Below are 26207 nucleotides of genomic sequence, written 5' to 3'. Positions count from 1 at the left end.
GAGGTCGAGCAGGTTTCTCCTGGCGCCGATGTAGCGCGCGCTGTGTCCTTTCCGCGCCGCGATGTGGGCGAGCGCATGCTCCACAGCTCTCCGCTACCGGAGCACGGCGCGTCCTGGCCCGGTCTGCTGCAGCTTCCGGAACTTGCCCTGCAGAGCTTCATCCTCGGGCTATCGACCTTCGAGGTCCAGCAGCAGGGACCCGGCCACGGCTTCTTCTGCGATGGCCAACCCGGCCATTCGCATCACCCCCGCCAGCGCTCCGTCCCATGAAGCTTCGATTTCCGGCCCTGTGAGAGCCTTCCCCGGGCGCGGTGCGGTTCCGACCACAGCCGTGTATTCGGCGGCGCCAAAGCGCCACGGCAGCGCACCGTACTCCCGCATCAAATGGTTGCCGATGTACAGCCCGGGCCAATCAAAATCGGCATGGTAGTGCAAGCGAGCGCCGGACCGCGTCAGCTGAAACAACAGATGGCGCTGCGCTGCAGCGGGCATTCCGTCGGTGCACACCAGGGGCGCGCAGCGCATGCCCCAATGATCTGCCGCGATCGCAACCAGATTGGGATTCTCGCAGACGTAGACGTCGCGGCCCGCCACGGCCCATGAGGGCGGTGAGCGCACCAGTTCGCGCAGCGATACGTAGCCGGGCTCTCCCGCACGCCTGCCGCTGTTCTCGCCTTCCCGGGCGGGGAGGTTCAGGAAGAGGGCGGGACGCGCGAGCTCGTTGACCAGCACGCCGACCTTGGCCCAGGTATCGCGTATCCGCTCTTCGAAGAGCCTCTGCGGCGGGTTACCATTGTCAGAAAAATTCTCAGGCGACCCTTCATCGTCCTCGCGGACGCGCGAGAGAGCCCGCCGAAAGACCGCCAGCACTATCGTGGCCGTCCCCTGACCGCTGTCGAGCGCGTGGGCGTCGCCTAGCACCTCCGCCGCCAGCTGCGAGCGCGTGATGCCGTCCGCGGGCAGGCGCTGCAGCACCGCCTCGGCGCGGCGGCATAGCTGCGCCGCTGCCGTTGGGTTCCCGCCGGCGAGGCGCTTGAGCAGGCCGAGATTCGCGGGAGCCTCGAGCCACCTGACCAGACCCGGGTGACCACAACCGCCGACGACGCCGGACCAGAGCGATTGCAGCCTGCTGCGCTCCGTGGCGAGATGGGTCATGGGACCGTCGAGACGCTCCAGAGCGTCGCGCAGCGAGGCGGCGATACCCGCGCCCTGCAAGGCGCCATCGACGAGCCGGACGTCGACGAGCAGCGAGCTGGAGGCGCGCTGCCGCCGACCCAGGAGCGAGGCTAGGGCCGCGTATTCGTCGGGGGTGAGCTTGTCGATACGAAACTGCTCGACGGCATCCTCCCGCGCAACTCGCTCGAAGCGCTGGCGCAGGCGCTTTCGCAGCGACGCGAGGTGCTCGCCACCGAGCAGGCGCGAAAGGCGCGGGTCGACGGAGCTCATGACGACGCGAACCTTCGGTCGGGATCGGCGCCCCGCCTTCTTGCCCGGCCGTCCCAGGTCCAGCGCGAGACGAACACCGCATCGATCCCCTCGCTCCGCTGCAGTTGACAGATGGCGACGCCGGGCAGCTCGGCGTAGCAGCCCCACTCGCGCTCGCTGGTGATGACGAAGTCGAGGTCGAACTCGCGGATCAGCCCCATGCAGTGGGCGCGCGCCGCGTCGTCGATGCCGGCGAACGCCTCGTCGAGCAGGATCAGCCGCGGCGCCAGGTTGTAGCTCCCCTGGCCGTAGAAGCTCGCTACCGCGGCAAAGAGCGGCACGGTCAGGCCGAGCGCGCGCTCGCCGCTGGAGGCTGGGCCAGAGAGCTTGCGCCAATGGCCGTCCTGCCAGCGCTCGACGCGGAAGCGGTGCCAGCGGCGGTAGTCCAGCGCTCGGGCGAGCTGATCGAGCATGCTGGCGCCGCCGTCCTTGCCGCCGAGCGCATCGGCGAGATCGCGCTCGGCTGCGATGCGCTGCTGCAGCATCGCGCCGACGATCTGCCGGTCTTCGGCCGACCACAGATCCGGGCTGGTGTTCAGCAGGCGCTTGCGCGCCGCCTCGAGCCCTGAAGGTGCCCCCTCCTCTTCGGACAAGGGCTGCCACTGCAGGCGATAGCGCACTCCGGTGGACGTGGGGCGCTTGTGGAGCTCCTTGTTGATCTCATTGACGTGGTTCTCGGCTGCCTGGAGCAAGCGCTGGACTTCGGCGGCGATCTCGGCCTGCAAATGATTCTCGAGCACGGCGCGCTCGTTCGCAGTAAGCAGCTCGCTGCGCTGCGCGATCTCCTCGGTCAGCCGGGCAAGGAGGCGGTCGGGGCGCTCGGGCCGGTTCTGGTAGACAATCTGCACGACGAGACCCCAGTCGTTAGGGTCGGCCATGGATTGGTGCCCGAGCGCGGTCAGGGCGCGCTGCAGCTCGGTGAGCTCCTCCGCGAGTTGTCGCTGCACACGCTCCCGCGCGTCATCGTCGTCCTTGATCTCGACAAGCGCTTGTTCCGCGCGCCGCGCGAGCGTGAGCGCGGGGTCGATTGTCCAGGGGCTACCGAGGTCCGGCACTTCGGCCTGGGGCAGTGCGACCGAGAGCAAGCCGGTGGCCGCGAACTGCTGCAACCTGGCGACAGCCTGCGCGCGTGCCTCAGTACGTTGCCGCAGCGACTCCTCTGCTACAGCGGCCTTCTCAGTCGCGACGGCGCGCGCCTGGCCGGCCAAGCTCCGCGCCTCGCCGGCCGCCTTCAGCGCCTTTTCGCCCGCTCGCGCTGCCTCCCGGGCCTCGGCCAGACGCTGCTGGAGCTCATGCACCTTGGCGCCGACCGCCTCGCGCAGCGCGACCAGCCGCGCGCTCGCCTCCTCGGCCTCGAAGCGGCTCTCGGTCAGCTCTTCCTCGCGCTGCCGGAAGTCGTCGCGCGTGTCGCCCTCGCGCGCCCGCTGCCGCTGCCATTCCGGCACGGCCGACCGCAATTCGCGCGTGGCCTCCACCAGCCGCGACCGGGCGTCGTTGAAGCCGTCGAGCGCCGTCTCGACGGACACCAGGGCGTCCGGAAACTCAGGCAAACGTAGATCGGAGGCATCGCGGGACAGCGCCTCCCGTGCGCGATTCAGCGCCTGCTCGGCTTCCTGGCTCGCGCGGTCGGCGTGAGCCAGCCGATCGCGGGCGGCGAGGAGCTCGCGGGCGCAGGCAGCGGCGCTCCTGTGCGCGTCGCGCAAGGCCTGTTCTTTGGGCGCGCGGAGCCACTCGTCGGCGGCTTGCCGCTCTGCCTGCGCGTGCTCTTCGAGCTGCGCTCGCAGCGTGGCTTCGTCCTCGGCCAATCCCACCAGACGTTCGGTGATCTCGGCGAGCCTGCGCGTCCGCGCCGCGGCGCGGGCGGCGAATCCGATGTATGTCGCGGCCGTCTTGCTCCAGGCGCCGGTGAGCGGGCCGAGGCGGAAGCGACCGTCGGGCGCGATCCAGGCTTCGGTATCTCCTGGATCTTCTTCACCACAGCCGACGCCGGCCAGCAGCTTGTTCACGAGGACGGCCCGCACAGTGCTCTTGTCAGGCACGACGGCTCGTAGCCAGTCGGCCAGCGACGGCTGATGGCGAGGGCGCAGCAACGCTTGTGTGTCGTGCAGCAGCGCGCCGTTATCCGCCCGTTGTAGTTGACCATCCGGCGTCACCCACGCGTCGAGCAGGCCTGCCGCCTCGAGCGCGGCCTCGATGCCGGCGCGCTGCGTCGCCCCGACCTTGTCGCGGAAGTCTACGAGCTGCCACAGCGGCGCACCGGCGCGGCCTACGCGCACGGCGTTGGCACGCGTATAGGGCAGGGGCGGTTGCGCGTCGATGCCCGCTTCGAGCTGCGCTCGCTCGACTTCGAGTGCCTGCTGCTCCGAAGCGAGCGCCCGCTCCTGGTTGACGAGCTCCAGGCGGCAGGAAGCCAGGCGCCGGCTGGCCTGCTGCTGAGCCGTCTCGAGCGCCTGCTGGGCCGGGTTGTGGCCGTCAAGATCGACCACCCACGCGGCGAGCTCCGCGAGCGGCGCCTCCGGCGCGAGCTGCAATTGCGAGAGCCTCGCGAAATGGTTCTCCCAGGCCTCGACCAGCGCCCGTCCTTCGCGCTCCACGCTGGCATCTGCTTGCGCGCATTGTTTGGCCGCCTCGTGGGCGGCGTCCCGCAGCTCGTCGCGCCTGCGCCCGCGCTCTGTGTGCTGGATCTCCGCCGTGCCGGTGTCGGCATGCCGGCGGCGCAGCAGCGCGAGGTCTCCTCGCCGAGCCGCGACGAGGGAGCGCAGCTCCGCTTCAGCGGAGTCGAAAGCGCTGGGCGCGAGCTCGACCAGCGCGTCGCGTTCCAGCCTCGAAAGTGGGTTGTCTGCGACGGCGCCCGCGACACCAGCCTCGGCAGCACAAGCAGAGCTCTCGTGCCGCGCCTTGTGGAGCGCCCGCTCTGCATACGCCACGCGCTGCTTGCGCTCTTCGCTCTCGGCCATCTCTCGCTGGAGCCGCTCTCCCATCTTGACCAGCGCTGCTTCGCCGGCCTCGAGGGCGTGCCGGCGCTTCCTCTCCTCCTGCGCTGCGCTCTCGAGGCGGCTGGCGTCCTGCATCGTCGGATCGTGGAGCAACGTCTCTAGCCGCGTGCGCTCGTGGACCAGCCCGAGCTCGGCGTTCTCGTGGTCGCCCTTCGCGCGCACCTCCTCCGCCTGCGCCTCTTCGAGCCGCGCCTGCGCCTCATGGCGCGCGCGGCTCGCATTATCGACGTCCGTCTGCGCCTGTCGCAGCGTCCGCGCCTGGCGGCGGGTCTGCGTGCCGGCGTAGGCGCGGTAGCGCTGCACGAAGCGCTCGACGGCCTTCGAGAGCACCTGGTATTCCTCGAGCTCCCGGCGATCCTCCTCGAGCTGCCCCAGCGCCTCAGCCACGTCGCCAAGCAGCTCGGGCGCGATGGGCGGCAACGCCTCGGTCAGCGCGTTTGACAGGGCGGTCTCATCGGGCTTCTTGGATAGCTGCGGCTGACGTAGCTGGATCAGCGTGTCCATCAGGGCGCCGTAGCGCTTGGAGCCCAGGCGGAAGAGCCGCTCGTCGACGGCGCGCCGGTAGCTCTCGGCGGTATCGAAGACCTGGCCGCGGCCTTCGAGCGCTTCGCGCAAGCGCTCCTTGGCGAGCACGACACGCTGGGGGCTGATCAGCCAGAGCTCCTGGTTGAGGCGTGGCCCGCCGTTCACGCCCTCCAGCAGGAAGAACCAGCTCTCCACGTGCGATCGGGCGGCGGCGGCCGACAGGCCGGCGCCGAGCGTGAGGTATCGCGGCGTGCCGTCCTCGGCGATGCGGCCGAGCTCGATCCATGCATAGCCGGTGCGCCGCTCGTAGTCGTTCATCAGCAGGTTCCAGCCCATCTTCTTGCCCGCGTCGCCGTCGGGCTCGACGCGTGAGGGCTTGAGCTGAGCGTCGAACAGGAGGGGCAACGTGAGGGACAGCACCTTGGACTTGCCAGTGCCATTGTTGCCCCGCAGGAGCAGGTGGCCGTCGCGGAACCAAAACTCCTCGCTGTCGTAGCGGAACAGCTCTACCAGGCCGAGCCGCAATGGCTGCCAGCGTTCTCGCGTCGGTATCGGCAGGGGCGGGCGCGCAGAAGATGAAACCGAGGACTCGAATAGGCCGTTCATATCAATCCGAAGAAATCGGCGGTTGCTTGGCGGGGCGCGACGCGGGTCTCACGCGCTTCGCGAATCTCGGCCTCGCCGAGCGCGAATCGAGCGAGCGCTGGCAGCGGACGCACGGTGTCCGCGTCCCGCGCGATGAGCTGCAGTTTCTCCAGCCGATCGATCGCAGTCGCTGCAAGCTCGCGCTCGGCGCCGGGTTCCCGCGCCGATTTTCGCCAGTAGCGGCCATACCGCTGCCGGGCTTCGCGAAGGAAGGCGGCGATGTCGTCCTCCCGCATGAGGCCGATGGACGCTGGCTCCATGTCGTTCTTCGACTTCGACTGTCGCAGGCGGACGGCCAGGACCTCCGCGACCAGCAGCGTGGCGTGGGCCTCGGTGCCCTCGGCAGGCATGGCCACATCGGTCAGGGCGCCGGTCCCATCGACCAGGGCCAATCCTTCCGCACGCTGCTCTGCTGTCAGGCCGGTGGCCTCGCACAAGCGGGCGGCCATCGTGCCGCGCTGGTTGACGAAATAGGCGCGGACTTCAGGCTCCAGCATCGCCGTGTACACGACCGGATCGTCCAGCAGCCGGCGCGCGAGCTGATGCCGCAGGGCCGCCCTGCGCCCCTCGTCGCTGTCAGCCACATACTCGTCCACCAGCGCATGCAGCCGTTCGTCGAGGGTGATCGGCGCCTCTTCCAGCGGCCAGGTCGACGGGCCCCGGCCGGCCGCCAGCATGCCGGCGAGGGCGCGGCGGTGCACGTCATAGAGCGCGTCGGCCTGCTCGCCGCCGGCGTGCACGAAGGCGTCCTCGTCACCCACCACGCGCTGCAGCACACCGAGGTCGAGGAGCGTGCGACAAACTGCCACGAGCTCACGCCGCTCGTGCTGCGCGTTCAGCGTGAATGTGAAGCCGCGTGATGCGAGCGCCGGCTCGGCCGCGAAGAGCAGCAACCTCTCGCCCAGCAGGTGCAGCGTGATCTGGGCCTCGGCGCGTTCGAGCACAGCGCACGCAAGGCACAACAGCACGTAGCGGCGCCGGTCGTAGTCGGGCAGTCCCCGGGTGGGATCGGCCAGGTCGGCCGGCCGCTTGTAAAGGCGCGCCCCCTCGCGGTCGATGTGCAATTGCCAGCCAGCCTCGCGAACAAACCATTCGCGCAGCGCGTCAGCCTGGCGACGTACCGCGGCGAAGTCCTCGTGACCGGGGCTCATCAGCGGCGTCATCAGCAGGGCACGCACGGCGGTGCGAAGCTCTTCGTGCTGCTGCCGCTGCTGCTGCTGGCCGATGACGCGGCTCTCGCTCGATCTGTCGCGACGGGGCTTCACCGGCCCTCCAGGGTGAGCGTAATCGTGATCAGATGGTCGCGTCCGGAGAAGACACCAGCTGGGGTGGTGATCCGGGCGTGGCTGTCGGCGCCCAGTGGCTCCAGGCGTATGTGGAAGAGGCCGTCGCCCGTTTGCCGTTCCACGGTGGCCTCCGGTCCTGCCTGCTCCGTCAGCGCTTCGCCGAGCAGGCCGAGGAACAGGCCGAAGGCATGTACATCGAGCTCGCCCAGCTCCGAGAGGCGCGTGGGCCGGCCGGTGGCGAGGCGCGCGCGCGCGTCCTCGACCTGCCTTGATTCCTCGGCCTGCTGGAGCGCGAGGAGGGCCCGAGCCTGGGTGCGGTCACGCACCTTGGGTGCGGGGCCTCGAGGGGCAGCCTCGCCGTACTCGCGTAGGCGAGGGTGAATCGCGAGCGGCGGTGCGTCGGCCCAGCGTGTGGTCGCCGGCAGATCGGCGTCGGCGTCGGCGTTGAGGGAGAAATGACGCGCGGGGTTGAGCGCGAAGGCCGCGCGCGCGAGCCGGTGTGCCTCGCGATCGTCGGCGCAGGAGGCGAACCAGCCCGCGAGCATGCGGAAATCGGCGGTGCGGTCGCTGCGGCCGCTGCGCCGCTCGTTGAGCGCGGCGATCGCGCCGAGCAGCCGCGGGATGGCCGAGCGTGCCCTCGCCCGCAGCAAATCGACTTGTCGTGTCTCGTGGCCCGTGCTGACGAACCAGCCTCGAAGACCTTTCCAGCGCTCTTGCCACGCATGCCAGTGCCGGGTCCTTACCCCGGACTCTTCCTGTGCGTCGCCGGGAGCGGCATCGCGCGCTTCCCGCTCGGCGACTTGCCACAACATCGCGTCGATGGAAGGGCTCACCGCGATGATAACGTCAGCAATCGTGTCGGAGCGGCGCACCAGATCGCCCAAGAAGCGCTCCAGGTAGTCGATGAGCCGGCGCTTGTAGCTCACCACTGCGCCCACCTCAGCCTGTTGCAGCTCGATGCTGCGCGCCACGCCCGCCATGAAGGCCTGCGCGTTCTCGGCCAAGCCCTCGAAAACACGAACCAGATCGCGCAGCGTTTCGTGGACCTTGGCCGCGTCAGGCTGTGCGTCGCGCGCCAGCATCTGCAGGGCCCGCAGCCGGCTCGCGATGTCTTCGAGTGCCACCGTTTGCAGCTCCGCGCGGCGCTGCAGCGTCTGCACGAAGACGGCGAGGGCCGATTCCACGGCTTCGCCGCCCTGGGACAGGCGGTAGAGAAAGCGCGCCCGGTAGAAGTCGCTGAGGCTGGACACCCGAGCGGTATCGGGCTGCGACTCGAGGTTGCCCCAAGCGGCGAGCTGAGCGAGTGCGGCATTGATCTCCTCAATGGCCGGCGGAGCCTCCGGCCACCTGGCTTCGGCGAGCACTTCATCTGGCCTGAGCTGGAGGCGGTACTGCCGCTTGGCGGTCGCAAAGACATCCATGATGGCGCGATAAAGCGCCGCCTTCTCGGCGCTGACGTGCCGGAACAGCTCACGTGAATCCTGGTGCACGAGCCTCCTCGCTGCTTCTCAACGAGTCTACTCTCGTCTGAGCGCGCCGCCGTCAACTGCGCTTTCGCCTTATTTTCCGTGCCCGGGCCGGTGACTGCCGAGTGCCCCATGCTGGTACTATTCCGATCAGCGACAGCGATTTCTCAAACATCCGCCATGATCTCCCCGACGCCCATAGATTTATGGTTTCATGTGGTCAAATGTCCTACTGGCTGAGTGCCGGCGGGCCCCTGTTGCGGCCCGCCTGCACACCGTCCCCTCCGGCAATGCCAGCAGACACCCCCCGCTCGCTGGGCCTCGCACGCCTCCGGCTATCCGACTTCGAACGCCCCACGCGAGATCGCCAATCGATCCTCCGCGTAGGCGGCCGCCCACAGCGCGTCCTGCAACGCCCAATCGAACTTGTCGGCGCCGCACTGTCGCGCAGCCAGCTCGCGGTCGGCGCGTGCCGCCAGGAGCCGAGGGTCCGGCGTCCGTTCCTGCGGACCGCGCAGTACTTCCCGCGTCTGGTCGACAGGCGCTTTCACCTCCAGGCCAACATGCTCGTCGTGAACCTCGAGACCGGCCTCGCGGAGCGCGAGGAACACAGTGCGCTGAACCCTCGTGCCCGCCCACAAGAAGACGCGTGATCGTTCCGCTGGCCACACGGGCTGCAGCGCAGGCTGGAAGCGCCCGACAAGATGAGCCGTGCCCCGCACGTGGGCGAGGATTTCCTTGGCGCCGCGGTCGAGATAGGTCGGGACGTCGCTCGCGCAGGCCAGCTCGCGCATTTTCGCATCTACGCGCGGGTGTATGTCCACAGCGAGGGACACGAACTTCGGTGTTCTGAGACTCTTGCCAGGCACCGCGTGGACTTCGCGGCGGTCGCCATCGATGGTCTCCACGCGCCACTGGCGGGGGTGTCTACGGAAGCGGGGGAGGACCAGAGGCTGGAGCGCCGAACACGTCCCTTACGATCGGGCACGGGTTATCGGTACGGCAAGCGAGGGGATCGATGAGCAGGAGCGCCGCGTACGTTCGCCGTCGAACTCGCAGGGGGTCCGGCTCGAGCGGCTCAGGCACGGGAACGGTCCCGGAGCGGGTGCCGGACAGGGGGTCGCCGTACCAAAAGTTTGCCAAATCTCGGGTCCCGTCCGGTCCGCCGCTGTCCTCTCCCGTCCCACCCCACGACCGCGGCAAATACCGGAACTCACAGCAGATTTCAGCGGAGGAGAAGGGATTCGAACCCCTGGTTGAGTTGCCCCAACGGCGGTTTTCAAAACCGCTGCCTTCGACCGCTCGGCCACTCCTCCAGATGCTTGTTTTATAGTGTTTTTCGCGCCTCTGTCTACCTGCGCGTTGCCTCCGCCGCCTTTTCCGCCGCCTTTTCCGTCTCCGTGACCGCCCAGCTCGGACACCGCCACGTCGAGCGGGAGCATATCACCAAGCCCAAGCTCTGCGGCGGTCCGTGCGGCTCGGCGGTACCTGTTGATCATCACGCTCGACTTGTGGCCCGTGCGGTCGGCCACCCACGCCTCCGATCGCCCGTTCGCCAGCGCGATCGTGACGAAGCTCGCGCGGAGGTCGTGCAAGCGCACCTGCATCCGCTCCGCGGTCTGTTCGAACAGCTCGGGCCGATCGACCCCGGCGGCGCGCAGGTGATCGCGGAAGCGGCGAGCGCGCGCCGTGGCTTCGCGCAGCCGCTCGCCCGCCTCGTCCACGAACAGGGCCGCGGAGCGCGGGAGCGGCGTCCCGGCTGCTTTCTCACGGAGCGCGATCCACGCGGCGAGCGCCCGGGTGGTCCCCGGGGACATCGCCCAGGCGCGGGGGTCGTCTGTTTTGTTCGTGTCGAGCGTGACGGCGCCGCGGGTCAAGTCGACGTCGCCCACGTCGAGCCGTACGGCCTCCGAGAGGCGCATCCCCTCGCGGTCGAGGAAGCCGTACAGGATGCGCCAGCAGAGCGGGACGTCGAGGCAGGCGAGGAGCCTTCGATCCTCGTCCGGGTAGATCCAGCCCTTGGCCTTGGGCGCGCTCATTTTCGGGAGGAAGCCCCGCGGGAGCGGGTTCGCCAGGATGAGCCGCAAGGGGAAGACGGCCATCGCGAGGAGCCGGTGCAAGAGCACGGCGACGCCTCGACGCGTCGCGGGAGCGAGCCGCGCAGGAAGCGCGCGCATGACCGCGTCCGCATGGTCGACGGTGAACGCGTCGAGGGGCACGCCTCCGGCGATCGGGTAGACGTAGCTCTCGAAGCGCTCCACGTCGTCCTGCACGCTCTTCTTCACACGCACGTGGTCCGGGTACGCGCGGGCAAGCTCGCCCGACGTCCAGCGCTCACCCAAGGCTTGGAAGGTGACCGGGCTCGACGGATCGACCATCGGCCGCGCCGCGCCGCTACAGATGTCCGTCGCGGCGTTCCTCACCTTGGCGAGCGCCTTCCCCTCGGCCGCTTCGCCCGCACGCTCGACTAGCTTCCGTCTGACGTCGAGGGGCGCACCCGCGCCGCGTAGCTGTGCGGCGAGGTCCGCGAGCACGGCGCCGCGCTTCTCGGCGGCCGTCACGTCCGCGCACGTGGGAAGGGGGATGCTCGGGCGCTCCCCTTTGTCGAGCGTGACGCGCGCGTACCAGCGGCCACGGCTCTCATAGACGTTTCCGGTTGGACGGCGGGGCATGGTAAGGGTTCCTCTTAGGATAGGCCGGGGCGAGCGTCGCCTGCCCCGGCCTTGGTCGGTCAGAGAACAGGGGAGGCGCTGTTGCTGTCGGAGTCGCCGTGCTCCGTCTTAGGCGCGGGCTCAGGGGAAGCCGCCGCGTCGAGGCGGGCTTCCAGGACGCGGATGCCTTTAAGCATCTCCTCGCGGAGGTATTCGCGAGAGTACATCGGGCGCGCTGCGGTCGCGTCCTCGGCGAGGCTCCGGAGCGTGGCCACCACGGGGCGGAGGTGCTTCGCGTAGGCCGCGAGGCCGGCGGGGTCGGTGGTCTGGACGGGAGCGCGGAGGGCCTCCCGGAGGCGGACGCGCGAGCGGCTCATGCTGCCACCCCGATCACGATGGGCGCGACGACGACCTTGCCGCCGAGCAGGACCTCGACGGGCACTCCAGCGACGGCGGCGAGGCGGATCGCCAGCCCGGGGGAGGGGCGGCTCCCGGGGCGCGCAGCGTGGTACAGGGTGCTCGGCGGGATGCCGATCTTGACGGCGAGGGCGATGTAGCCCCCTCGCGCCTTGGCGATCTTGTGGATCGCGACCTTCACGGCGTGCGCCTCCTCGGGGGAGAGGCGGAGGGCGGAGGAGCGCTCGCGGTGCTCCCGTGGCTCGGGCGGATCTGCGTCCGTCGAGGGGTCGCGGGTCGGGCCCGCATCGTTGGGTTTCGCGGGCCGTCGGGCCCTGATAGATCGGTCGGTAGCCATGTGGCCTCGTGTTTCGTACGGGGTTGCTTGGTGAGGTCCCGGGCGTCGTTACCCGCGTCGCTCGGGGCCGCTTCGTTCTACGTCGCCTACATCGCCTTGCGGGGCGCTCTCCCTCCCTTCTGCGCCGGTGCCTCAGCGGCAGCCTGGCGGGCGCGGGCGCTCGCCAGCACGCTCACGCGGAGCGCCCAGCGGACGACGGCGGAGTTGCCGCGCGTCGCGACGCTGGGCGGCGCAGCGGCGCGCGCGGCGTCGAGCAGCTCCTCGGCCTCGTCGCTCCAGGAGAAAACCCGGGTCTGACGCGCGCTCACGACACCTCCCCCGGCTCGGGTTCCGGCCCCTCCCACGGCTCCGGCCCCTCCATCCACGCCGCGAGCCACTCCTGCGCGGGCGGTGGTCAGCTCCGGGTGCTGCTCGACCGCGCGGTCCAGCCGCCCGAGCGCCGCGCGGATGCGCTCGAGGTCGACGACGCGAGCGGGCGCGGCGAGGCCCTGCGCCTGGCGCTTCGCGTAGAGGTCCCGGAGCGCGGCGGAGAGCTCCTCCGGGTCGTCCTGGAGCATCAGGAGCGTCTGCCAGTCGTCCGCGTCCGGGACCCTCTCATCGTCGAGGACGGTGACCACGTAGGCTACCGCGGCCTCCACGTCGTTCCTCTTGAGGTCCCCGATGCCGGTCACGCCGCCACCTCCGCGAGTTCCAGGTGCGCCACCGGGAGGAGGACGGCCTCGCCGCGGGCGGTCTCGACCTTCGCCTGGCCGCCCGCGACGCCGGTGACCCGGAGGACGCCGGTCACGTCCGCGAGAGGCGCGTACCCCGGCGCATGCTTCGCGCGGACGCGCACGGCCGCGCCTGGCTCGACCTTGCGCTTCGCGGGCTTGCCGGGGGCCGCGGCCTTCTCCAGTCTGGTCGCGGTCTCGTATGCGGTCTGGAGCAGGGCGCGCGCCTCCCGCACCCCGGGGATCTGGCTCTCCAGCTTCTCCCAGTCGTACCACCTGGGATCAAGCGGGGAGAGCGCCGAGCGCAGGATCCGGGCGGGAGAAGAGCGCCAGGCGGGGACCGGGACGGAGGCCGCGGGCTGGACCGGCACGGGCGCCTCCGCGCCGGAGGTGACCTCCGCGACCGGGAGGCCGACCTCCCCGTGCTCCGTCCCGCCGGAGGTCTCCGCGGCGTCCGTTCCGCCGGAGGTCTCCGCGGGCTCGGGCTGCGCCGGCAGCTCGGGCTGGACCGGCGGCGGGGGCACCCCGGGCTCCGGCTCGCCGGACGGGCCCTCAGCGACCGGCTGGAGGGCGTTCTCCACGCCGGCCTTGATCCGCGCCTGCGCGCCCGCGTCCAGCTCGACGCCCGCGCGGGCCTTCCGGGGAGCCTTCGCGCCCCTGCCCTTGTTCGCCGCACCTGTTGTCTCTGTGCTCTTCGTGGTCGTCTTCATGATCGCCTCCCTGGTCCTGGTCCTGCTCAGCTCGCGGCGGCGATGCGCGCCACCTGCGTGAGCCCGAAGTGCGTCCCGGCGCGGCTCACCATCTCGCGCGCCGCCAGCGCCGCGACGACGCCGCGGAGGGTCGTCCCGGCGGCGCGGAGGTCACGAACCGCCGCGATGACCGCCTGCTCCCCGGCGTCCGGCGTCAGCCGCCCGTCCGCGTCCGCCGCGTAGCCGTAGGGCACCGTGCCCGCGCGCTCCCCCTTGGCGCGCTTCGCCGCGAGCGCAGCCTTCGTCCGACCCCGGATGAGCGCCCGCTCGTACTGCGCCGCGCCGTCGATGACGGTGCGCATGAAGGCGTCCGCGGGGGAGTCGCCGTTCCCCTCGCCGGTGGCGCTCTGCACGCGCGCGCCGACGGAGGCGGCAGCACGCTCCACGAGGGCGGCGCCTACCACGTCGCGCGCGAGCCGGTCCCGCTTGGCGACGATGAGCACTCCGGCCCCCTCCGCGCGGAGCGCGGCGAGCGCGGCGAGGAGGGAGGGGCGGTCGGTCAGGTCGAGCCCACCTGACAGCTCGTCCGTGAACCACGCGACCACGGAGACGCCCTCACCCCCGGCCCACGAGGCGACCATGGCGCGCTGGGCGTCGAGTCCGAGCTTCTGGTCATCAGTGCTGACACGGAGGTACGCAACGGCGATGTTGGCACTAACGGTCGGACGGCGACTGCTCATGGGTGGATACCTAGCGCTTGATATCGTATCTTGCGCCAGCGAAAACGCACCAGCCCACGAAAAAAGCAGCCACTGCCCCCGGGGGAGGCCTCTGCGACGCGGCCCGCTGTACCCAGACCGGACGGTCTGCGTACAACGCAATCGTCATTGCCAGTCTTCGTGTCGGGTCATCATTGCCAGTCTCCGTGTCGGGTCATCATTGCCAGTCTCCGTGTCGGGTCATCATTGCCAGTATCCCCGGCGTCCGGCTCCCCGGTCGCCGGAGGGCTCCGCCTACCGCACGCCGCGGCCCCGCAGAGAGGCGGGGAGCGGGTGGGCATCGCCGTCCCACCGAGCGTCCCGCTCACGCGCGGGCGTCGTCGCGTTCCGCGTCCGCCAGGTCCCCCGCCGGTGGCCACATGGAACACCTCTCGGAGCCCCCGCGGGAGCCGCGGGGGTCCCCGGACGTCCTTCGCGAGGAGCACCAGCTGGTGAGGGCGTCGAGCTATGCCCTCAGCACAGTCGTCTTCAGCGTCGAAGAGTGCGACTCGAAGCCGCCCCGACACGGGAGCGGAGCTCGGGGCGACTTTGGGGTCCCAGGAGCACCACGGCCCCGACGACCATCTCCCCGGTTCCTGAACCAACGTCGCGCGCTTTGCGCATCCGGGATCTCGCGACCGATTCGCCGCTGTACGGAAACGATTTGCGCGTATCATCTTCGTTCATGCTGACGATCAGCATCATGGCGCGCTTCGGGCTCTGGACCCTGCTCCGTGTTGAGGACAAGTCCCCGGACAAGATAAAGTGGGAGCACTGTGAGCGTTGCGACAGGCATATCCGGTACGTTCACGTCTGTCAGGTAGACGGCGAGACCAAGGCGTGGCGCATCGGGAGCGAATGTGGGCCGACGCTCGTCCGGGTCAGCGAGGAAATCTGGGGCAAGGTGACGGCGACGGCTGACCGTGACCTTCTACTGCTACACCGAACCCTGCGGCTCAGGCCGCTCGAGGCTGGCCCCAACCCATGGGGCAAGCATCTCGGCCCCGATTGGGTGGATCGGTTCGCCACCTGCCTGGAGAGGCGCGAGACGGACAATTACGACCTGTGTGCTGGGAACCTGCGCGCGATCCAGAACCTCAAGTACATCCAGACGCGGCTTCAGCTTGCGGAGAAGCACCACGGCCTGAAGCCGTTCAGAAGAGGCATTGGGATTTGAGCGAGCGGGCTGCTCATCGCCGTCGCCCTCGATCGTGAGCCCCGTGGCGGAGCTGGTCGCCTTCGAGCGTGGTGGGCTCCTCGCCGTCGATCGGGCCTCGACGTGCTCTTGCTCGACGTCCTGGCCCGTGACGCTGGCGTCTCCGGCGCCGTCGCCGAGCTCCTCGGCCAGGGCTCGACGCTCGCCTGGTCTAGCCGCATCGCGGACGCGCTCGACGTCGACGCGGGGAACTCGTCGTCGCGACCCGCACGAAGTCAGGACGCGCCGCCTGCGACAGCACCGATCCGCCGAAGGGCCTCGGCGGCGTCTCGTTCCGACGCCCTCGTGCTGCTCCCCAGCGGTCCTCAGTGCGCCTCGGGGTCCTCGGACGACCGGCGGGGACATCGCCGGGCTCGACGCGCTGGCGCCGCTCCCACACGATGCCGCGATGAGGAAGCACCCGGAACCGCCGCGGAGGTACACCGAGCAAGAGATCCAGGACGCGAAGGTGACCGCGTTCAACGTGAACCGGACCCATCGGCGACCGCACGAACTCCGCGAGTGGGTCGAGTACCCTTGGGGTGGGCGGGCGTACTTCGGTCCGCCGCGTCAGCCGGGAGACCAGCCGACCCTCTGGGAGGCGAAGTGCAAGCGGTGCGGTCGCACGGTCTCGATTCGCGGGGGCGAGAACGGAGACCTCGGCGTCGGCGGGGAGGCGTTGTCCCAGAATTGCACGACCACGAAGTGAACGCGTGCTCGTCGCGCGACCGCTACGCCGGCACGCGGAAGACACCCCGCGACGCCGTTCGCGACCGGCTCGCCACGCCAGGGTGCGCTTGGGCGGCGGACGAGCAGACGTCCTCCGCCGCGTACGTCCCGTCCCCCACGGCACGGGCTTCCTCCTACCTTTCCGTTTCCACCGGTTTCTCGCTTACAGGCACCCGTGTCGGGCCACCGCCAACGCCTTGACGCCAATTGTCTCGACGGCAGCTCCGCCCTTCCGACCGAAGAGCCCGGGGCTCTTCGCGGAACGCCCGGAGCTGCGCCCCTCTCCACGGCTACCGCGTCGAGTTGGACGGGAGCGACGGCGAGCCCGGGGCGACGGCGAGGAAGGCGATCATGGGAGCACCACCCCGACGACGCCGATCGCCTCGACGGCCAGCACGGCGACGCCTCCCCCTCGCCGGCCACTACGTCGAGGAAGAGCCCGCAAGAAGGCGAGCCCGGGGAAGCGCGGCCGTCGAGATTCACCACAAGCCCCGCTCATCGACCACAAGCCCCGCTGACGGCCGCGAGCACCTTGTCGAAGAAGCTGTTCGGTAGGTAGCCTACGGCTACATCCGGCAATAATACCGACGATGAAGAAGATCCCGCCGCCCGTTCCGATCCCGAAGCCACCGGCGCCTCCGCCCGGCCTGGCAGCGGACGTCGTGGCGTCGGGGCAGCCGATCCATCCCGAGGACCGCATCAAACTGTTCAGCGACAAGCAGTGGGAGCTGTTCGTCCAAGAGTGGGTCGACTCTCTGGAAGACCAGTACGACCTCGTCGAGCGATGCGGCGGCGCGGGCGACATGGGCCGCGACGTCATCGCGCGTGTGAAGGGCGGCAGCGGGGCTTGGGACAACTACCAGTGCAAGCATTACAAGGAGTCGCTGAAGCCGACCGACATCTGGATCGAGCTCGGCAAGCTCGCGTATTACACGCTGAAGGGCGAGTACACGTACCCCAGCCGCTACTTCTTCATCGCGCCACAGGGCGCCGGCACGAAGCTGTCGAACCTTCTGAAGAAGCCCGAGAAGCTGCGCGCGGGGCTGCTCGCGAACTGGGACAAGGAGTGCCGCGAGGAGATCACGAAGACCGAGGTCGTCGAGTGCGACGACGCGATGAAGGCGCACATCGCGAGCCTCAACTTCTCCATCTTCGAGGCGACGCCCGTCCTCCGCATCATCGACGCGCATCGGAAGACGCGCTGGCACGTCGCCCGGTTTGGCGGCGGCCTGCCCGCACGTCCCGATCCTCTCGTGCCGCCAGCGACCCTAGAGGCGAACGAGACGGTCTTCGTTGGCGAGCTTCGACGCGCCTATGCCGACCACCTGAAGAAGGACGTGAACGACGTCGACAAGGACCTCGTCGGGCACGATCACCTAGCCGAGCACTTCGCCGACGCTCGCATCGAGTTCTACAGCGCGGAGTCTCTGCGCACCTTCTCGCGAGACACGCTCCCGCCCGGAGAGTTTGAGAAGCTGCAGGATGAGGTCCACGCGGGCATCAAAGACGACCTGCGCGACGATCACGCCGACGGCTACCGACGCGTGGTCGCTGTCGTGAAGACGGCGCGCCTCCTCCCGTTGACGGGCCACTCGCTCCACGGGCGCATTCACACGCGCGATCGCGGCGGCGTCTGCCACCAGCTCGCAAACGACCAGAAGGTCCGGTGGGTGAAATGACGACGGAGATCGCGCCGCAGCACATCCCGCCATTCAATGGCCCTGTCGAGATCGGGCTGCGGGCGCTGTGTGTTCTGACGGCGGCGTACCCGGCCTCGTACTCGCTGCAACATCTCGTCGTCTTCGACTACCTGGTCGTTCACTCCGACGACATGCCCGGTGGTCCTGAAGGACTCCACCCGCAGACGCCTCTCCGCGGCGGCGAGATTCTCGTGCGGCGTGGCGTGCTCCAGCATGGACTGGCGCTGTACGAGAGCCGTGGTCTCATCGAGAGCGCTTACCAAGACGGGGGCATCTTCTTCAGCGCCACCGATACGTCGGCGGGCTTCCTGGATTCGCTCAGCACCGAGTACGTCGCTGGTCTCCGGCAGCGCGCGGACTGGCTCATTGAGGGCTACGGCCTGCTCGATGAGACCGAGATCGACGCGATGGTTCGTGAACGCATCGGCACGTGGGGCGCCGAGTTCACGATGGAGTCGGTGCTCCGAGAAGAGGAGGAGGCGTCATGAAGTACGGCTTCGCGCTGCTCCGACTCGCTCTCACCGGACCTGGGCTACCTGCTGCGGAGCTGACGTTCACGCGTGGCCTCAACGTCATCGCGGGCCCTTCGGATACCGGGAAGAGCTTCGTCCTCCAGTGCATCGACTACGCCCTCGGTGGCGGCAACGCTCCAAAGGAGATCCCGGAGGCCGAGCGGTACACGACCGTCATTCTCGAGATCGAGTCGAACCACGACAAGCGCGTCTACACATTCGAGCGAAGCCTTCGAGGAGGCGATGTTCGCCTCTCGACCCAGGGAGCAGACGATCGCATCCTGGCAGCGAAGCATCAGGGTGGCAAAGAGGACACGGTCTCGAAGTTCCTCCTCGACCTCTCCGGCCTCGGAGCCAAGAAGGTCCGGACGAATCAGCAGGGCACGACGCGCCCACTAAGCTTCCGCGACATCGCGCGGCTCGTCCTCATCGATGAAGAGACGGTCATCAAGGAGACCTCGCCCGTGCTGAGCGGGCAGGTGATCCACAAGACCGTCGAGAGCGGCGTCTTCCGCCTCCTCCTGACTGGCACGGACGACTCTTCGGTCATCGCGAAGGAGGACGCGAAGGTCGCGAAGGCACGACAAGAGGGGAAGGCCGAGCTCCTGGCGGGGCTCCTGAAGAAGGCACGCGAGGAGCTGGCCGATGTCGGCGAGGTTGGAACTATCGTTGATGAGCGCGATCGACTCACGCGGCTGGAAGCTGCTCTACAGGCAGCGACCGCTGAACGCGACGCCGAGCAGGCGAACGCGTCACCGGTCGAAGCGAAACGCAAGGCTGCGTGGAAGCAGCTTCGCAAGGTCGATTCGCGGCTTAACGTCCTGGAGGAGCTGCAGAAGCGTTTCGGCCTCCTGCAGGAGCAGTACGCATCGGACCTACGTCGCCTTGAAGCGATCGCCGAGGCAGGCTCTCGTCTCGAACAGCTCAAGGAGGAGCGCTGCCCGATATGTGGGGCGGTGGCTGAGCATCACGACAACTCCCATCGCGCAGAGCCCCTCGCACAGGCAGACGTCTCCCAAGCGTGTCAGGCCGAGGCCGCCAAGACGAATGCGCTGCTCCACGACCTTCAGACCACACGCGAGTCAACGGCCGCCGAGGTCGAACAACTCACGGCTGAGCGCGATACTCGACAGGCCGAGTTTGATGCGGTCGACGGCGAGCTCAAGGCGCTCCTCTCGCAGCGCGTAGACGTTGCATCGAAGAAAGTCGACGAGATCCGCGCGCGGCGCGACGCCTGCAAGAAGGCCGTGGACGTGCTGCGGCGGCTCCAGGAACTGGAAGCCCTCCTGGCGGAGGCCAACACGCGGCAGAAGCGGGAACCAGCGGAGGGCCCAGCGACCGCCGTCAGCACCGGCCAGGCTGAGTCGTTCAGCAAGGAGGTAGAGTGGCTCCTGAGGGCTTGGCGCTATCCGCCTAACATCGATCGCGTCACCTTCAGCGAGACGGACCAGGATCTCGTCATCTCGGGGCGCACGCGCAAGACACACGGTAAGGGCGTTCGAGCCATCTACCGCGCTGCGTTCAACCTCGCGCTGCTACGCCACTGCGTTCGAGAGGAGAGGCCGTTCCCGAACCTCGTGCTCATCGACTCGCCCCTCATCGTCTACGAGAAGCCCGACGATGGTGAAGCTGAGTTCCCGCAGGATGTGAAGCGCTACTTCTGGGAGAGCGTGAGGACCTCGTTCCTCGACGCGCAGGTCATCATCCTCGAGAACCGCCGACAGCTCCCCGACGACGGCATCGATGGCGCGAACGTCGTGCTGTTTACGGGGAACGACCAAGGACGGCGCGGTTTCATCCCGCAGGCGGGAGGCGCAGCATGAGCCTGCGGGGCACCTGATCTTGACCCGTTTCGGTGGACAGTTTCGCTACGCCGCGAGCGCGGCCGGCCTAGTGGTGGTTCCCGGGGGCCTCGCGGTACGCCTCAACGGGGAGGTCGTGCAGGGCCCGCGTGTACCTGGCCCTCGCCTTCGGGGCCTTCTTGCCGGGGTCCGGCGGGCGGCAGGGGGGCGCCTGCTCGTCGCTCATGTCTCCTGGCTCCAGGGTGCCGGATACCACCAGCCCGGACGAGGGCCGGTGGGGGCTTAGTCGCTCCTCGGGGGGCCGGGAGGCACCGGCGAGCCCCCTCTCAGGCACCGGCGCCGGAGGGGGCTCGGGGGCTCGCCGGAGCGCCCGAGGAGCGACCGGAGGAACGCGGCCGACCCTCCCGGGAGCGGACGCGAGCCCGGTCGCGGGGGCGGCTCACGGCGAGCGGTGCCGGCGCATCCAGCGGCGTCGGGCCACCCGAGCTACCCCCGCCGCGTGTCCCGCGTCCGAGCGTCCGGGGGGCGTGCCTTCACAGCCCCGGCCGCACCAGCAGAGAAGGGCCGGCCGCGCACGGGCGCGCCACCCCCCAGTGCCGAGCGGGACGCCGGGGCATCCAAGCCATGCCGACAATCCAAGGAATTCTTGGTACCCTTGACATCCAAGAATCCGCGGCGTACCTTGAGGGGTATGAAGAAACCGAAGGTCACCCCGGACGGCACGTGCTGGTGCGGATGCAACGTCCCTACGAAGGAGGGCTCGTTCTTCCACGCCGGCCATGACAAGCGCGCAGAATCGATGCTCACGAGGCTCACGTTCGGCCCGGAAAACGCGATCGTCCATCGCCTCGCAGATGCCGGCTACGGGCCCGGAGGAAAGAACCTGCTCGCCGAGTACCAGCGGGCGGAGAGCGCCGACCACCTGGCGTTCTTCGCGATCCAAAGTCTGAACGACATGTCAAGCAAGCCCGGCATCGTCGAAGCCGTCGTGTTCACCGCCCCCGATGGTGTGCCGTCGAAGCCAAATCCGACGCCGGGTGGCGACCCGCAGCCGAAGAAGACCAGTGTCCTTGAGGTCCCGCAGCGCGGTAGCGTCGTTGCCCAGGGCTTTTCCCGCCCGCTCTCGCAGAGCGAGAAGGACGTCGTTCAGGCACGGTTCCCTGGCCGCCAGGTCATGTGGCTCGCGAACTCGTAGACGTCTCCGAGCCCTGGGGTCTGGCCTCGCCGGGCTCGCCGTCGAGGCGGCCCTCCAGGGGCTCGCCTTCCTCGCCGCCGTCGAGGCACGTGGCCCTCGTGCTCGGCGCTCCGGGCAGCGTACGCCGCGCACGGCCAGCCTAGTGGTGGTTGCCCGGGCCTCGCGTACGCCCCGCGGAGCGACCGGAGAAACGCGGCCGAGCCTCCGGGGAAGGGGCTTGCTCCCGGTCGCGGGACGCGGCTCACCGTTCGCGTTGCCGGCGCTCCGCCATCGCGCGCTCGACCTCCTCCGCCCACCGGCGGCGCGCCTCGCGGCGGCGCCACGCCCTCCGAGCGGCCTCGGGGTCCGGTGCCCCCAGCCGAAGAACCCCGCGCCGAAGAAGCCCGCGAGCGCGGAGGACCGCCATCGCGGCGCGGGCTCCGCCGAGGGCCACCGCGGCGCGGAGGGCATCGCCTAGCCCTAGCTCGGGGTCAACGGACACGAGGGGCGCCAGGTGCGCCCGCTCCGCCGGAAGCAGGTTCGTCAAGGCGGAGAGCGGGGAGCGCTCCCGGGTCTCCGCCGGAGCGGCGCTCCCGGGACGCCGTACACGCCCCCGGCTCACGGGTGGAACGCTCCGACGGCGAGGAGGGGAGGCGGCGGGCGGGGCGGCGCCCTCCCGGCCCGGAGCACCTCCGCCCAGACGGGCGCGAACACGCCGGAGGCGACGACGTCGCGGGCGAGGTCCCGCTCGCCGTACTCGGCGGGCCACGGCTTGAACGCGTAGTCCACGACGCGCGCCAAGTTCTCGCGGAACGTCCCGCGCTTGCCCTCCCGGGCGCCGGGGTCGCCCGACTTCGCGAACGCCTTCCAGCCCGTCACGTGCGTGACCTTCTGGCAGCCCGAGTGCGCGTGCGCGGTCTGGATCCACGCGCTGGAGATCGCCTCCTCGGCGCCGGCCTCCCGGAGCACCCACCCGTACCCGTGCGGCGCGCCGCCGGTGGCCACCCGGAGCACCTCCCGGACCGACTGCGGGAACCAGCGCGGGAGCCGCGCGGGCTCCCGGACGTCCTTCGCGAGGAGCACGCCCGCGCTCCCCTCCGCCATCATCCGGTCCGCGAACGCCCGCGCGTCCGCGTCGTAGGCCGCCCTCCGGTGCTCCGGCTGCGTGACGCTTACCCGGTACAGCACGAGCGGGACCGAGACGGCGACCGCATTGGCTCCCAGTTCCGCGCCCAGCTCCGCGTCGAGATCCAGCTCGTCCACGAGGCTCCGCATCGCGGTCGCCCTCTCCCGGTGGTCCCGGAAGACGGGGAGCAGCCGGTCCACGAGGTCTCCTGAGCATCCTGCCCAGGGACGCTTCGGCCTGCCCCTCTTGATGTCTCCTCCTTCGGCGGCGCCTACGGCGCCGCGCCCGCGCTGTGAGGGGGCCTCCCTCCCTTCGGGAAGGATATCAAGAGCACGACCCGTGCCCGCACCGATCGGAGCGGCTTCTGCCGAGGGATCCGCGTCGAGGTGCGGCACCGCGGCGTCGACGTCGAGGAGGAGGGGTGGCGACGGATTCCGGACCGGATTCGGGACTGGAGCGGGGACGTCGAATGCGTACCAGCCGGGCAGGTGGCGGAGGAGCGTGCCATCCTCCTCGGCGAGCTCCCATAGCCACTGGCGGAGACCGTGCAGCGAGAGCCCGTGGAGCGCGGCGAGGTCCGCCGCGTCCTTGCTGCGGAACGGCCGGCAACCGAAGCGGGCGAGCATGGGGCCCACGAGGTCCACGTGGCGGCGGTTCGCGTGGAGCGCTTGCGCGCGTCGCCGGGCGGCGTTCCAGGCGGCCCGGCGGGCGAGGCTCCGGCATCGCACGCAGCGATCCAGGGCCCTCGTCGCGTGGGCCCGCGGCTTCGTCGCCGGGCGCCCGCACGCGCACGTCGTGGTGGGAACAGACCGCTCGCGCCCAAGACTGCCCATCGTCGATCGCCTCCCGGTCGACCTCCGCGAGAGCCCCGGTTGCCGCCGGGGCTTCGCGCTTTTCGGGGTCAGCTCATCGGGCCCTTGCGGGCGGCGCCGTCCGCACGTTCGTATCCAAGCTCGCGCAAGAGGTCGTCCGCGCCCGCGTCCCTGTCCACGGCGGCCGGCGGAGCGGCGCGAAGGTAGGCGACGATCGCGTCCGGCGGCGCCGCCCGGTAGCTCTTGCCGTGGACGATGACCGCCGAGCGGAAGCGCGGATCCGCCTTCATAGCGCGGAGCACCCGGACAAGCTCCGGGCCGGTCATGCCGACGTGCGAGGCGTTCCGCTTCGTGACCAGCGCGGGCGGCGACGCCGCGACCGTGACGGCCGGGATCGCGTCGATGGGGATCGCGATGGTGACGGTGGGCGGGCCCCCGTCGCCGGTGGCAGGGAGGCGGGCCACGGTCACCCCTCCACCTCGCTCAGTCGCCGCGCCACGCACTCGGCGGTCGCCCGCTGGACGGGAAGCCCGGCGGCGCAGCGCGCGAGGGTCGCGCGCGCGATGCGAAGGCGCTCGCGAACCGCCCGCTCGCCGTCACGTTGGACGAGGGCGAGCACGCGCGCGCGGTCGGCGGGGGAGAGGGGGATGCCTTGGGTCCGGGAGCGGGTCACGTGTTCCACGTGGACACGTCTTGGGCGACTGGCGGCCCTTTTCTCTCCGGCGTCACGCGCGGAGCGCTCCGGTGGTGGCCCCTCGCTCCGTATGCCACGCGCGGAGCGCTCCGCTGGTTACTGCCGGCGCCGTTCGCGTTCGCGAGCGAGGGTCCACCACGGCGCGCCGTCCGTTGCCGGGGGCGCGGGATCGTTCCGCTCCACCGCGTCTACCAGGGCACGGTGCCCGAGGCGGACGCCAAGCGAGGAACGTCTCCCGGAAATGTAAACGTCGGGTGCCTCCCCGGCAGAGCCGGGGGATCTCTCGCTTACGCTAGGCTCCTCGTCCCTCGACCTTGCGTTTTTCGTCAGGCAACGCCGCCGTCTTGGGTGCCGCCTGGGTCGGCGTCTTGGTCGCCCGGCAACTCGGCGGGGGCCGCAACGGCATTTTGTGCTTCCCACTCCTCGACCCACCGGACGGTCTCGGCCGCATTACGCCGCGTCACCTCACCGTCGATCTTGAACGTGTCCGCGTCGCTCTCCGCGCTGATGCGGAGCTTGTGCTTGTCGCCCATGTCGATGCGCAGCTCGCGGTACTCGACCCACGAGTGGTTGACGCCGCCATCGACGTTCCCCTGGCACCACGTCCAGCCGTCGGCCTCACCGCTCTCGTGCAGGTCGCGAATGATCGCCACCGCGATGTTGTGGCATACGCCAACACGATCGGGATGATCCTTCACCTCCTGGTACAGGGTGAGCGCAGCGTCGAGCCAGAAGGGAGGCTTCATGAACGCTTGCAACTTGCCCGTGACAAAACCCTCGTCCTCTTTTCGCTGATTCATGCACCCTCCCAGACTCGCCGAGCAAAAGCTCGGCTCACGGTCGCCATTCATGGTGACGCAGTACGAGGAGGATCTCCTTGGCATCTCCGCCAGTCCGCTTGAACCCGAGCTTGCTCGCGAGCCGGGCTCCGCTCGTTTCGGGGCGCGCACGCGCCGTAATGTCGCGCGTTTCTTGCTCGAAGGCTGACGAGATCGCCTTGAGCGCTGCAAGCTCACCCAGCCCCCCGCGATGGAGGTCTGGATGAACGAGCACGTTGAGCGACCGATCCTCGGAAGCAACGATCGCCACGCCAACAGGCTGGTCATCGACAAGTACGCAAGAAGCCGCGCCACCCTTAGAAACGTCTTGCAGGATGAAGTCGACCGCGGCGGGCTTGCAGTCGAGGAGCCGCAGCATGCGGTCGGTCACAAGATGCGTGCGCGTCGCATCAACGACAGCGATGTTGCCCGGGACCGGCGCCGTTTCCGACTTGGAAAACTTCGTCTTCGCGCGCTTCGGCACCGCCCGCTGAACAACGGTCGATCCACTCTGTGGAGTGCGCAGATGCAGGACCAAGACCTCGTGCTCGTCCGGGTACTCGTTGCAGATGTCTGGATCCTCAAAGAAGACAATGTCAGTGAGAGCGACGGGCAGCTCGTACACGAGGCCGGGCTTGTTGCCCATCCCGGCGAAGGTCACGCCACCCGCGTTCGTGGCCGAGTAGGATAGCAGCCGCCCTACGGCGATCCGCCCGTTGAGGCGGAACGAGAGATCGTCCGCGCTGCCGCCCCGGAGTCCGCGCAGGAGGCGGACCGGGTCGGTTCCTTCCTGCCCTGCGACGACCTGAACCCGGCGAAGCATCTCCTCACGGACGCTCCTCAGGTGACGGAGACTGGCCTCGCAGCAGCCTTCTGCGGCACCGCCAAGAAGCACGGTTGCCGTCGCAAGCAGCTTCGCCTTGTCGGCACCCGTTTCCGGCTTGCCCTTGCCCGCCTTCCAGGTTTTCCACAGGATCCTGAATGCTTCACGGTCGTCGCCGTTCGCCATGCAGACCGACATGCTACACGAAGGGGTCGCCGATGGCTTGGCGTAGCAGGTCGCCGTCCCAAGGCCACGCCTGTCCGGCGGCGCGGGCATGGTGCCCGCTCCACGTCGAACGCCTCCCGTTCGATGTCCGCGGCCAGGACGCGCCATCGTCGCCGGCCGCTTCCTTTGGGAGGCTACCGCGGCCTGCACGAGGGTCGCTACCGCTCCCGACGCTGTCGCTCGGCTTCGAGGTCGACCACCGACGCGCCGCTTCCCTCAGCAGACGGCGCAGCGCCGAGCAACGACCCGATCGCGGCGTGTGCGATCTTGGTCGCACCAAGGTCCCCGGCAAGCGCCGCGGCGCGGGCGCCATCGAACAGCGCGGCAAGGAGCGCGGCCCGGGGGGAGAGCGCGGGCCCTCCGGCCGACGCCGTCGAAAGGGCGGAGAGGTGGGTCGGAAGCGGCGGCGCGTTCTCCAACGGAGCCGAATGGGAGCCGTCGCCCCCTACGTTGTCTGGGGTTTCCGCGTGCTCGGCGTGGCTCGGGCCTGCTAGCCCGGTTTTCAAAACCGCTGCCTTCGACCGCTCGGCCACTCCTCCAAACACCCAGAACGACTAGCTTTCCTGCCCCTTCTCCGGCCGCCTGTCAACGCCGCCCTGCCGCCCGCGCCCTTCCCCTCCGCACCGCGTACC

General features: G+C 69.6%; 21 protein-coding genes, 1 tRNA gene and 1 pseudogene. 6 read left to right on the top strand and 17 right to left on the bottom strand.

Going from position 1 to position 26207, the window contains the following annotated elements; all coding sequences use genetic code 11:
• Window positions 1-168 precede the first annotated feature (168 nt).
• The 12 genes and pseudogenes from WME85_RS48820 to WME85_RS48765 form a co-directional block, all read right to left on the bottom strand.
• Window positions 169-1446: a TIGR02679 family protein gene (locus WME85_RS48820; RefSeq protein WP_437831968.1), complete on the bottom strand. Its 1278-nt coding sequence runs from the start codon at window positions 1444-1446 to the stop codon at window positions 169-171.
• Window positions 1443-5612: a TIGR02680 family protein gene (locus WME85_RS48815; RefSeq protein WP_437831967.1), complete on the bottom strand. Its 4170-nt coding sequence runs from the start codon at window positions 5610-5612 to the stop codon at window positions 1443-1445. The genes WME85_RS48820 and WME85_RS48815 overlap by 4 nt, the downstream gene beginning before the upstream one ends.
• Window positions 5609-6916, bottom strand: a complete 1308-nt coding sequence (locus tag WME85_RS48810) for a TIGR02678 family protein (RefSeq protein WP_437831965.1) — start codon at window positions 6914-6916, stop codon at window positions 5609-5611. The genes WME85_RS48815 and WME85_RS48810 overlap by 4 nt, the downstream gene beginning before the upstream one ends.
• Entirely contained in the window at window positions 6913-8427 is a 1515-nt protein-coding gene (locus WME85_RS48805; RefSeq protein ID WP_437831962.1) for a TIGR02677 family protein, read from the bottom strand. Before WME85_RS48805 ends, WME85_RS48810 begins: the two co-directional genes overlap by 4 nt.
• Window positions 8428-8738: 311 nt before the next feature.
• A complete protein-coding gene (locus WME85_RS48800) occupies window positions 8739-9197 on the bottom strand; it encodes a hypothetical protein (RefSeq protein ID WP_437831959.1) in 459 nt (152 codons plus the stop codon).
• A gap of 435 nt (window positions 9198-9632) precedes the next feature.
• Window positions 9633-9719: transfer RNA gene (locus WME85_RS48795), tRNA-Ser, on the bottom strand.
• A gap of 216 nt (window positions 9720-9935) precedes the next feature.
• Window positions 9936-10442: pseudogene (locus WME85_RS48790) on the bottom strand (tyrosine-type recombinase/integrase); the annotation flags it as partial.
• Window positions 10443-11134: 692 nt separating this feature from the next.
• A complete protein-coding gene (locus tag WME85_RS48785) occupies window positions 11135-11431 on the bottom strand; it encodes a hypothetical protein (RefSeq protein WP_437831957.1) in 297 nt (98 codons plus the stop codon).
• Window positions 11428-11652, bottom strand: coding sequence for a hypothetical protein (locus tag WME85_RS48780; RefSeq protein ID WP_437831955.1), 225 nt, complete (start codon window positions 11650-11652; stop codon window positions 11428-11430). Before WME85_RS48780 ends, WME85_RS48785 begins: the two co-directional genes overlap by 4 nt.
• 242 nt (window positions 11653-11894) lie before the next feature.
• The gene (locus WME85_RS48775; protein ID WP_437831953.1) at window positions 11895-12479 is read right to left on the bottom strand and encodes a hypothetical protein; all 585 of its coding nucleotides are present in this window, start codon (window positions 12477-12479) and stop codon (window positions 11895-11897) included.
• Window positions 12476-13228, bottom strand: coding sequence for a hypothetical protein (locus tag WME85_RS48770; protein WP_437831951.1), 753 nt, complete (start codon window positions 13226-13228; stop codon window positions 12476-12478). Before WME85_RS48770 ends, WME85_RS48775 begins: the two co-directional genes overlap by 4 nt.
• Window positions 13229-13254: 26 nt before the next feature.
• Window positions 13255-13947 carry a recombinase family protein gene (locus tag WME85_RS48765; protein ID WP_437831948.1) on the bottom strand — a complete coding sequence of 231 codons (693 nt, stop codon included), beginning with the start codon at window positions 13945-13947 and terminating at the stop codon, window positions 13255-13257.
• Between the two features lie 703 nt (window positions 13948-14650).
• Between WME85_RS48765 and WME85_RS48760 the strand changes: the two genes are divergently transcribed.
• The 5 genes from WME85_RS48760 to WME85_RS48740 all read left to right on the top strand — a co-directional run bounded on the left by WME85_RS48760 (window position 14651) and on the right by WME85_RS48740 (window position 19924).
• Window positions 14651-15142 (top strand): hypothetical protein, encoded by a 492-nt coding sequence (locus tag WME85_RS48760; protein ID WP_437831945.1) that lies wholly within the window; start codon window positions 14651-14653, stop codon window positions 15140-15142.
• 427 nt (window positions 15143-15569) lie between these two features.
• Window positions 15570-15869 carry a hypothetical protein gene (locus WME85_RS48755; protein ID WP_437831943.1) on the top strand — a complete coding sequence of 100 codons (300 nt, stop codon included), beginning with the start codon at window positions 15570-15572 and terminating at the stop codon, window positions 15867-15869.
• Between the two features lie 610 nt (window positions 15870-16479).
• Window positions 16480-17568, top strand: a complete 1089-nt coding sequence (locus WME85_RS48750; protein WP_437831942.1) for an ABC-three component system protein — start codon at window positions 16480-16482, stop codon at window positions 17566-17568.
• On the top strand, window positions 17565-18077 hold the full coding sequence (locus WME85_RS48745) for an ABC-three component system middle component 2 (protein WP_437831939.1): 513 nt from the start codon (window positions 17565-17567) through the stop codon (window positions 18075-18077). The genes WME85_RS48750 and WME85_RS48745 overlap by 4 nt, the downstream gene beginning before the upstream one ends.
• Entirely contained in the window at window positions 18074-19924 is a 1851-nt protein-coding gene (locus tag WME85_RS48740) for an AAA family ATPase (protein ID WP_437831936.1), read from the top strand. The genes WME85_RS48745 and WME85_RS48740 overlap by 4 nt, the downstream gene beginning before the upstream one ends.
• A gap of 67 nt (window positions 19925-19991) precedes the next feature.
• On the opposite strand, the gene WME85_RS48735 is transcribed toward WME85_RS48740, so the two are convergent.
• A complete protein-coding gene (locus WME85_RS48735) occupies window positions 19992-20129 on the bottom strand; it encodes a hypothetical protein (RefSeq protein ID WP_437831934.1) in 138 nt (45 codons plus the stop codon).
• A 465-nt stretch (window positions 20130-20594) separates the two neighbouring features.
• Between WME85_RS48735 and WME85_RS48730 the strand changes: the two genes are divergently transcribed.
• Entirely contained in the window at window positions 20595-21098 is a 504-nt protein-coding gene (locus tag WME85_RS48730; protein WP_437831931.1) for a hypothetical protein, read from the top strand.
• A gap of 597 nt (window positions 21099-21695) precedes the next feature.
• Here WME85_RS48730 and WME85_RS48725 read toward each other — a convergent pair.
• From WME85_RS48725 to WME85_RS48710, 4 genes are all read right to left on the bottom strand, one after another.
• Window positions 21696-22931, bottom strand: a complete 1236-nt coding sequence (locus tag WME85_RS48725; protein ID WP_437831928.1) for a hypothetical protein — start codon at window positions 22929-22931, stop codon at window positions 21696-21698.
• Window positions 22932-23104: 173 nt separating this feature from the next.
• The gene (locus tag WME85_RS48720) at window positions 23105-23479 is read right to left on the bottom strand and encodes a hypothetical protein (RefSeq protein ID WP_437831925.1); all 375 of its coding nucleotides are present in this window, start codon (window positions 23477-23479) and stop codon (window positions 23105-23107) included.
• Window positions 23480-24035: 556 nt separating this feature from the next.
• Window positions 24036-24509, bottom strand: a complete 474-nt coding sequence (locus tag WME85_RS48715) for a hypothetical protein (RefSeq protein WP_437831923.1) — start codon at window positions 24507-24509, stop codon at window positions 24036-24038.
• A gap of 34 nt (window positions 24510-24543) precedes the next feature.
• Window positions 24544-25536: a hypothetical protein gene (locus WME85_RS48710; protein WP_437831921.1), complete on the bottom strand. Its 993-nt coding sequence runs from the start codon at window positions 25534-25536 to the stop codon at window positions 24544-24546.
• Between the last annotated feature and the right edge of the window lie 671 nt (window positions 25537-26207).

The sequence above is a fragment of the Sorangium sp. So ce1153 genome (assembly GCF_051521595.1).
Lineage (GTDB): Bacteria > Myxococcota_A > Polyangia > Polyangiales > Polyangiaceae > Sorangium.
This window is presented reverse-complemented; position numbering and strand designations above follow the sequence as displayed.

Excerpts from the sequence above, each read along its gene's own strand:
- WME85_RS48820 (WP_437831968.1), bottom strand. The coding sequence starts at position 1,446 with ATGAGCTCCGTCGACCCGCGCCTTTCGCGCCTGCTCGGTGGCGAGCAC.
- WME85_RS48815 (WP_437831967.1), bottom strand. The coding sequence starts at position 5,612 with ATGAACGGCCTATTCGAGTCCTCGGTTTCATCTTCTGCGCGCCCGCCC.
- WME85_RS48800 (WP_437831959.1), bottom strand. The coding sequence starts at position 9,197 with ATGCGCGAGCTGGCCTGCGCGAGCGACGTCCCGACCTATCTCGACCGC.
- WME85_RS48785 (WP_437831957.1), bottom strand. The coding sequence starts at position 11,431 with ATGAGCCGCTCGCGCGTCCGCCTCCGGGAGGCCCTCCGCGCTCCCGTC.
- WME85_RS48770 (WP_437831951.1), bottom strand. The coding sequence starts at position 13,228 with ATGAAGACGACCACGAAGAGCACAGAGACAACAGGTGCGGCGAACAAG.
- WME85_RS48765 (WP_437831948.1), bottom strand. The coding sequence starts at position 13,947 with ATGAGCAGTCGCCGTCCGACCGTTAGTGCCAACATCGCCGTTGCGTAC.
- WME85_RS48760 (WP_437831945.1), top strand. The coding sequence starts at position 14,651 with ATGCTGACGATCAGCATCATGGCGCGCTTCGGGCTCTGGACCCTGCTC.
- WME85_RS48755 (WP_437831943.1), top strand. The coding sequence starts at position 15,570 with ATGAGGAAGCACCCGGAACCGCCGCGGAGGTACACCGAGCAAGAGATC.
- WME85_RS48750 (WP_437831942.1), top strand. The coding sequence starts at position 16,480 with ATGAAGAAGATCCCGCCGCCCGTTCCGATCCCGAAGCCACCGGCGCCT.
- WME85_RS48745 (WP_437831939.1), top strand. The coding sequence starts at position 17,565 with ATGACGACGGAGATCGCGCCGCAGCACATCCCGCCATTCAATGGCCCT.
- WME85_RS48740 (WP_437831936.1), top strand. The coding sequence starts at position 18,074 with ATGAAGTACGGCTTCGCGCTGCTCCGACTCGCTCTCACCGGACCTGGG.
- WME85_RS48735 (WP_437831934.1), bottom strand. The coding sequence starts at position 20,129 with ATGAGCGACGAGCAGGCGCCCCCCTGCCGCCCGCCGGACCCCGGCAAG.
- WME85_RS48730 (WP_437831931.1), top strand. The coding sequence starts at position 20,595 with ATGAAGAAACCGAAGGTCACCCCGGACGGCACGTGCTGGTGCGGATGC.
- WME85_RS48715 (WP_437831923.1), bottom strand. The coding sequence starts at position 24,509 with ATGAATCAGCGAAAAGAGGACGAGGGTTTTGTCACGGGCAAGTTGCAA.
- WME85_RS48710 (WP_437831921.1), bottom strand. The coding sequence starts at position 25,536 with ATGGCGAACGGCGACGACCGTGAAGCATTCAGGATCCTGTGGAAAACC.